Genomic DNA, 5,876 nt, shown 5'->3' on the forward strand with positions numbered 1-5,876 from the left:
GTAAGCCTCCGACGAACCCCATCTTGCGTTGTATCTGATGCCTATTGATCTTTGCTGAAAACAAAGATATGAAAAAAGGCATAAGCGATCCAAGGCGGTCGCGGCTAGATTCTGCATCATGGGCGTTGTTGTTGGAAGTACAGGAATCGAGTGGGCTAAGCGTAAAGGACTTTTGTAATTCACAAGGTATCAGCGTGGCTTCATTTTATCAATGGCGGAGCCGTTTGCAAGGAGGCAAAGTTGCTGATGGGGGCCTGTTCAGCCCCATAGAGATACAGGAAAAGCCCTCGGGCAGTATAACAGTGGAGTTGCCGGGCGGGATTTTGCTGCGGTTTTCGCAGTTGCCGCCGGTGGATTACTTGCGGGATTTGAGTTCAAAATTTAGCGGGTATTGATATGATCGGCTTTACCCCATCACAGCGGTATTACCTGAGCCGCCAGCCAGCTGACATGCGTAAGAGTTACGACGGGTTGAGCGGCCTGGTGCGCCAGGGCTTGGGCCGCGACCCGTTGAGCGGGGAGGTGTTCATATTCATGAACCGTCGTCGGACGCTGGTCAAGTTATTAGTGTGGGATCGCAGCGGCTTTGTGCTGTGGTCAAAGCGTCTGGAGCGGGGGACGTTCGAGTTGCCGCGCAGCACGGCGGTGGGCGCCTCGATCATTTTGGGCTGGGAAGAGTTGGTGTTGATCCTGGAGGGCGTATCGCTGGGAAGTGTTCGGCGGCGAATGCGTTATTCGCGTGTCCAGGCCGCGGCCTGAAAAAACGGGGACGTTATCCACCGTTTTTGAGGCCGTGGTGTTGAAAACGGTATTTTTGGAAATTTTTTTCGAAAAAAGGAGGCGATATCCACAAAATCTGACGGCAGGGCGTTGGGAAAAAGGGCTTGCAGGGCATGGTTTGAGCGGGTATCTTTGTCATGTGCAAAACACAGACAATCAAACAGTTCAGTTGGCCGACTACGAAAAAGTGGTGGCCAGTTACCAAAAGGTGGAGGCCGAGAACGCCGACTTAAAACAGCGCATCGCGTGGTTCGAGCGGATGGTGTTTGGGCGGAAGAGCGAGCGGTTTGTACCGGCAGAAGCTGAAGCGGGGCAATTGAACCTATTGTTTGACGCGGAGCAAAACGTGGCGGTGGAGCAGTCTGTTCGGCAGTTGATCGAGGCGCACGAGCGCAAGGCGCCGGAAAAGAAAGGGCCTGGCCACAACGGCCGCGTGCCGATCCCGGCAGACCTTCCTCGGGTGGAAGAGGTGATCGAGCCCGAGGAGGACGTCAGCGGCATGAAGCGCATTGGGGAAGACGTGACAGAAGTATTGGAATACGAGGCAGGCCGGGTTTGGGTGCGGCGCATCGTGCGGCCCAAATATGCCCGTGTTGAGACCACTGAAGATGATACCAATCAAGGCCAGATCGTGCAGGCACCGGCAAAGGACTTGCCCTTTGGCCGTTCAAAAGCCGGGGTGAGCCTCATCGCGCATATCCTGATCTCGAAATATGTGGAACACCTGCCGCTGCACCGGCTCATCGCCCGATTTGCCCGTAGCGGGCTGAAAATCCCGCCCGCCACGATGGGCCAATGGGTCAAAACCGGGGCCGATCCACTGCTGATCCTCTATGAAGCGTACAAAAAGATCGTTTTTGAATCTTTTTACCTCCAAATGGACGAAACAACGCTCAAAGTGCTGGAGGGCGAAAAAGGCAGGGCGCATTTGGGATACCTGTGGGCGGTGTTCGACCCGATACACAAACTGCCCTTCTTCTTTTATCAACCGGGACGCGACCACAAAGGCCCGAAAAAATTGTTGGAACGTTTTGCAGGTGTGCTGCAATGCGACGGGTTCGGCGTGTATGAAACACTGAACGCCAAACTTGATGCCCTGGCCCTGATGAACTGCATGGCGCACATCCGCCGCGAATTCTTCGAGGCCCAAAGCAATGATGTCCAGCGGGCTCAAACTGCCCTGACGCTCATCAAACTCCTGTACGAGGTGGAAGAAAAGGCCCGAACCTTGGGGCTCAACGCCGAACAACGCCTTGAACTGCGGCTCAAAGAGTCAAAACCAATCTTTGACACCCTCGGTGAATGGCTCCAAACCGAATACAACAAGGTCACCCCGGCCAGCGCCATCGGAAAAGCCATCAAATACGCACTCAACCGGTGGAAGAATATGGTGCTGTTCTTTGCCAATGGCAATATTGAGATCGACAACAACTTAGTGGAGAACATTATCCGTCCGGCGGCTATCGGGCGCAAAAACTATCTGTTCGCAGGCAGCCACGAATCGGCCCAGCGAACGGCCATGCTCTACACCTTCTTCGCCGCATGCAAACATCACCGCATCGATCCCGAAAAATGGCTCACCGATGTCCTAAACCGTATCAATGACCATAAGATCAGCCGACTGGAAGAGCTGATGCCACAAAACTGGAAACCCGAGACTGAATCAGCAGCCCGTGATTGAAAATATAAGGCACGCTCACGCAAAAGTCAAGGGTGGAAAATATGCAGCAAGATGGGGTTCGTCGGAGGCTTACGGTAATGGCATCTATAATTGAGAACCAACCTGTTTTGTGTGCATACCCTAGTTAAAAACACCAAGCACTGCGGAATCATTCAAATATTGTTGCCGCCAAAATGCTGCTCAGTTGGCGGCTCAAGGCAATGATATTACTCTAAATTCAAGTACCTTGTGCGGCAAATGCTGTGAACAAGCATCGCCAAACTACAAATAAACTATCATCAATTCAATTTACCCATGGTTTCTGCCAAGAGGTTGAGGTAGCCCGGATTTCGCCCGGTTTTTATTGGGTCGAAATGGAATCTGAAGGTAATAGGTACTTTGCGAAATTAGTGGTGGAGTGATCAATTCAAAGCATTTTACGAGTGAATTTTAAACAAAAAAGAACAAACAATGAAACACATAAAAGTAATAATATTTGTACAACTTTTTTCTGCGGTAAACATCCTTTTTGCCCAAGATATATACACCTTGGAATGGAGCAAGACCGAATCTTCTCAAATTATATCATATACGGAAGATTGCCCAGATGCTCTGAGCCACGAATGTCAAAAGGTTAGACTTGATTCTGAGAAGAATATAATTGTAGCAGGCAGTTCCCTTGAAAATGGAAGTTTTGATTTTTTAATAGTTAAATATTCCAATAATGGTGATTTGTTGTGGAAACACCTATTGAACCCTGCAACCGGAAGCGTTGATTATTTAACAGGAATTCTGATTGATGACGAAGACAATATTATTGTGATTGGTCATAGTATACAAAGTAATGATATAGCAAAAAGCATTATAATAAAAATTAGCGCTGTTGGCGATATTATTTGGCAAAGCACCTACAGCAATGATTATGAATGGAGTTTTCCACGAGATTTAACCTTGGATGATAATGGAGACATTTACCTAAAAGGCTATATAAATAAAGACTATTACAATGGAGAAATATTCGTAGCAAAATTTGACAAACATGGAACATTTATTTGGGATAATATCTATTCGGATGATGAAAATGGTACTTACAAAGGGTTGAAAATTAGAATAGTGAATGAACAGATTCAATCTTTAGGTTATTTTCAAGGTTCATCTCCGTTCGATGCGAGAATGGTGTTTTTAAAGCATGATAAGAATGGAAACTTAATTCAGTCAAATGAGACATCCTATCTTGGTCAAGGGGGCGGTTTAACTTCTTACTTTATTGATGCACAGGGTAATTCTTATATCGGATTATTTGGTACTTTTAAGATATTAAAATATAATAGCGATGGCAGCCAACAATGGACATTTACTGTTCCAAACAATCTTCCGAGCAATGTAATTGCTGAAGAGGTAGAAGACATTATTTCTGATAGCAATGGTAATGTATATATCACAGGGCGTCACTATGGTGAGAATTATGGTAATACTTCACTCTATACAAACGGAGATTTACAAGTAGTCAAAATTTCTCCTGAAGGGAATTTGATTTATGACTATAATTATCAAAATTTGGGCACAAATGCTTTTGACGGAGGAAACAAACTTTTTTTAGGAAAAGATGACTGCTTAGTAGTTGGTGGTCAAAGTCAAAAAAATTACATTAGTGATTATGATTATGTAGCGATAGTATTAAATGAATTTGGAAAAGCAATTGACACCTTGCGGTATAGTGAACAGGGGGATGAAGTAATAAAGTCCGTAATAATGGATGATAATTTGAATTTCTATGTTACTGGAACCGGGAATGGAAATACCCTAACACAGAAGTATTTTTTTCAGGGTGTGCTAGATGTGAAAGAAGATTATTGGGTTAAAGATAACATATCCGTATATCCCAATCCATTTAATGAATACATTAATATAGGTTTAAATGAAAAATATAACAATATTGATTTTAGGGTTTTTAACTCAAGTGGGAGTATCGTAGGGGAATTCCTAAATATTGTTTCTGGTATTAGAATTGATACGCACGCTTTATTAAAAGGTACATATTATTATCAAATAATTACAGAAAACTATACTCATTTTGGGAAATTGTTAAAATAATTATGCCTGGTCTATACCTCCACATCCCCTTGCTACCTCGTGTGGCTACGGTATGCACATTAAATTCATTGATTATCAACAACATCTTTTGCTTTGAGGTCAAAAAGCACTGATGTATTTCAATTGTACCCTTGGTCATCAAAAATTGAATCGAACGTATTTTGAGTTAATTGAGCGGGTTAGCAATCGCTTGAGCTTGAAAATCAGGAATATTGCAGAGGATCGAAGTCAAGAAGTTCGATTTGGCAGATTGCTTCGGCATGGTGAACTTTGCTTGAACGAAATGATTCAAATGGGAGTTGAGTTTTCAATGTCAGGCACTGCTATAGAACATGTATTGCTGGTTCAGGATAGTAGTGAACTAAGTTTTGGTTTTAACCCATTTCAAAGTGGACTTTCCGGGGTTGGAGGAGGGGCAGAACTTGGGTTTTACATCCACCCGGTAATTGCCTTAGACGCAAAAAGCCATATTTGCCTTGGTTTGGCCAATGTCGAGGTTTTCAAGCGGGAAGAGCGGCAAATCTATCGAAACAGAGAGAAATTTGAGCATAAACAGAGTTTCCGCTGGCTAAGCAGCGTCATCGCAGCTAAGCAACATTGTGCGCCCTGCAAAGACGTCACCGTAGTTTCGGATCGTGAGGGAGATATCTATGACGCACTATGTCTTTCTATCTTAATTCACGGTACAAATAATAGCCCTTGATAATCAATGAATTTAATGTGCATACCGTAGCCAGATACCATCTTGACGGTTTCGGCACTTTCGGTAAAGGTGGCTGCTATCCATTCTTCCGGGATCAAAGCGACGATATCGTCGATCACCTGTTTATTCAGCACTTGCTTCATGGATCGATCTACTCCCTCGAGGACCGAAGCCTGCCGCAACAGCACATGCAAATCATCACCCTCCTTCCAGTTCATCTCCAAAATTATCGTCCGGTTTTTTAGGCTTGCTGCCAGAATCCAGTTCATCATTGTAAATATCCGGCTCGAAATCCTCCTCATCGCCTGCCGGGCCAAGGCTGCTTTCATAGGCAGCGCAATTGGTTTCAATGCCAAGGTCGCCGGTAGGAGCCACAAACCGGGCAAGGAAATCGTATCCGGATTTGGGATCTTTTTCCAAACGACTAATAAAGGAGGCAAAAATGGGTCGGGCCATGCGAGAACCTTGTCCATCGTTGAGGCTAAGGAAGCGGATCCAGCGGTCTTCCCCGCCCACCCAGGTGCCTACCACGAGCCGGGGCGTGATGCCCATGAACCAGCCGTCGGTGTAATTGTTGGTAGTGCCGGTTTTGCCGCCCACCTGACTTTTAAGCGTATTGATGCCGGGTGCGCCTTTTAC

General features: G+C 45.6%; 7 protein-coding genes. 5 read left to right on the forward strand and 2 right to left on the reverse strand.

Annotated features, from left to right (window positions below; translation table 11 throughout):
* Nucleotides 1-44 precede the first annotated feature (44 nt).
* From Q7U10_12175 to Q7U10_12195, 5 genes are all read left to right on the forward strand, one after another.
* On the forward strand, nucleotides 45-395 hold the full coding sequence (locus Q7U10_12175) for a transposase (GenBank protein ID MDO8283354.1): 351 nt from the start codon (nucleotides 45-47) through the stop codon (nucleotides 393-395).
* A 1-nt stretch (nucleotide 396) separates the two neighbouring features.
* On the forward strand, nucleotides 397-759 hold the full coding sequence (gene tnpB, locus Q7U10_12180) for an IS66 family insertion sequence element accessory protein TnpB (protein ID MDO8283355.1): 363 nt from the start codon (nucleotides 397-399) through the stop codon (nucleotides 757-759).
* Nucleotides 713-2,461: an IS66 family transposase gene (locus Q7U10_12185; protein ID MDO8283356.1), complete on the forward strand. Its 1,749-nt coding sequence runs from the start codon at nucleotides 713-715 to the stop codon at nucleotides 2,459-2,461. The genes tnpB and Q7U10_12185 overlap by 47 nt, the downstream gene beginning before the upstream one ends.
* A gap of 450 nt (nucleotides 2,462-2,911) precedes the next feature.
* On the forward strand, nucleotides 2,912-4,534 hold the full coding sequence (locus tag Q7U10_12190; GenBank protein ID MDO8283357.1) for a T9SS type A sorting domain-containing protein: 1,623 nt from the start codon (nucleotides 2,912-2,914) through the stop codon (nucleotides 4,532-4,534).
* 274 nt (nucleotides 4,535-4,808) lie between these two features.
* A complete protein-coding gene (locus tag Q7U10_12195) occupies nucleotides 4,809-5,237 on the forward strand; it encodes a hypothetical protein (GenBank protein MDO8283358.1) in 429 nt (142 codons plus the stop codon).
* Here Q7U10_12195 and Q7U10_12200 read toward each other — a convergent pair.
* Together Q7U10_12200 and Q7U10_12205 are read right to left on the reverse strand one after the other, a co-directional pair.
* Nucleotides 5,213-5,455, reverse strand: coding sequence for a hypothetical protein (locus Q7U10_12200; GenBank protein MDO8283359.1), 243 nt, complete (start codon nucleotides 5,453-5,455; stop codon nucleotides 5,213-5,215). The two genes, Q7U10_12195 and Q7U10_12200, sit on opposite strands and share 25 nt — an antisense overlap.
* The coding region (locus Q7U10_12205) for a hypothetical protein (GenBank protein ID MDO8283360.1) at nucleotides 5,436-5,876 on the reverse strand (441 nt) is incomplete at its 5' end. The genes Q7U10_12205 and Q7U10_12200, both read right to left, overlap by 20 nt.

This window comes from Thermodesulfovibrionia bacterium (assembly GCA_030646035.1).
Classification (GTDB): domain Bacteria; phylum Nitrospirota; class Thermodesulfovibrionia; order UBA6902; family UBA6902; genus JACQZG01.

Bases quoted from the DNA above. Each gene is read 5' to 3' on its own strand.
- Q7U10_12200 (MDO8283359.1), bottom strand. From the start codon at position 5,455: ATGAACTGGAAGGAGGGTGATGATTTGCATGTGCTGTTGCGGCAGGCT.
- tnpB (MDO8283355.1), top strand. From the start codon at position 397: ATGATCGGCTTTACCCCATCACAGCGGTATTACCTGAGCCGCCAGCCA.
- Q7U10_12190 (MDO8283357.1), top strand. From the start codon at position 2,912: ATGAAACACATAAAAGTAATAATATTTGTACAACTTTTTTCTGCGGTA.